The organism is Verrucomicrobiota bacterium, from assembly GCA_016871535.1.
Lineage (GTDB): Bacteria > Verrucomicrobiota > Verrucomicrobiia > Limisphaerales > SIBE01 > VHCZ01.
Genome location: VHCZ01000460.1, coordinates 1 through 1,536, shown reverse-complemented (window position 1 = coordinate 1,536; position 1,536 = coordinate 1). Strand labels below are relative to the sequence as shown.

The 1,536-nt window shown below is 60.8% G+C and carries 1 protein-coding gene; it reads right to left on the bottom strand.

Annotated features, from left to right (window positions below; genetic code table 11):
* Nucleotides 1-305: 305 nt before the first annotated feature.
* Nucleotides 306-1,536 (bottom strand): C cytochrome precursor (locus FJ398_27590; protein MBM3841639.1); only part of this gene is annotated, 1,231 nt, incomplete at its 5' end.

The window sequence follows — 1,536 nt, the reverse complement described above, 5'->3', positions numbered from 1 at the left end:
GCGATTTCGCTTTCTGGCTTCGTTTCTCCTCAGTCGCAGAGCCCTGGCTATGCTCCTTCGTCGTGCCTCGCCAGAAAGCGAAATCGCCTCCAGCAAAACCGGAATTTATTTTTGCACAGACCCTAAGGCCCGGGTGAACCGCCGGTAGTTGATCGAAGTCAATCCGAAGCATGGGGAGCGCACGCGCCCTCGCGTGCCTCTGGTCGGCGCCCCCGCCGACCACAGGCTTCCGTCCTAAGAAGTGATCGTTGGATGAGATGGTTTCCGTTTCCTGTTCAGAACACAGAAGAAACGGTCACCGAGGATTACTCCTGCAAATCCATAGAACGGTCCTCCCGCTGCCGCAGCAGGCGATCGATCGTGGCTTGCATCAGGCTGCCGTCGGCGTTGATCAAAATGTTGGTCCGAGATTGAGCGCTTGGCGCCGAACCCTGCCTTCTCCAGACCTCCAACGCACGCGTCCGGGCCCAGGCGCGATCGGGGGCCGGACCGACGAAGTCGTAAGCGAAGTTCTCGAATCCTGGGAGGCTGCGCAGCGAACGTTGCGCGACGTAGCGCACGGCAGAATAAGGATCCTCGAGGAGTTGCGCCAAGAAAGGAGGCAACCAAACTTTTCCTGACGCCTGCCGGGCAGCCTCCCAACCCATGCTCCACGCGGCCAGCGCGCGCTGGCCGGCATCCCCACGCAACGCCCAGAGCACCGCCGCGGAAACTTCCCGTTCCTCACCGCGCACCTCGACCGCCGGGGCGCCGTGCCACTCCGACAGATGCCGGGCGGTCCACTGAAGCGTCTGATCGAGATGACAGAGATTGCAAGCATTGGGGCGGCCGGTTTCGAGCGTGGTTCTGACACTGGGACTGCTGATGCGATGGCTGCGAATGGCTTTGAGCAAGCCGTAAGTCGTGTGGGGCATGTGGCAGTTGTAACACTCGCTGCCGCTGGAGCCGGTCTTGTGCCGCGTGTGCTGCTCGATCCTGTCCCTGAAACTGCCGTGGCACTGCAAACACGCTTCGTTGCCGTGTTTGGCCGCGGCCAGTTGGTCGTCGGGTCTGCTGTTGTGCATGGAATGACAGGAAAGGCAGGAAAGTTCGCCGCGCTCGTAACACGGCGAATCGACCAGGCCGTTGAACTCGCGGCCCGAAACGCGCACTTCGCCATCGGACCAGTAATGCTCTTCGAGGAATCGGGGATTTTGCTGAAGCGGTTCCCGAAGCCAGGGCGAAAGGTCGAGCCGCGAAGGCCGAACAATCGGCGTGGAGTCGTTGAGATTGTCGCCGGGGCGAAAACGGAAGCCGTTCTGGGAAAAGTTCTCCGTGTGCGGAATCCATTTGATGCCATGACACTGGCCGCAGACGTGCGAGGAAATCTCTTTGTTCTTCTGCGAAGGATTCACCACGGTCGGATCGGAGTGGGTGGTGAAGTGCTGCTGATATCGGTGCCACGGGTGAAGGTTCGCGCGAACATGATCCTCAGCGGGTCCATGGCAAGCTTCGCAAGCGATGCCCAGTTCGCCCACGCGGGTGTCCAGGAGTTTG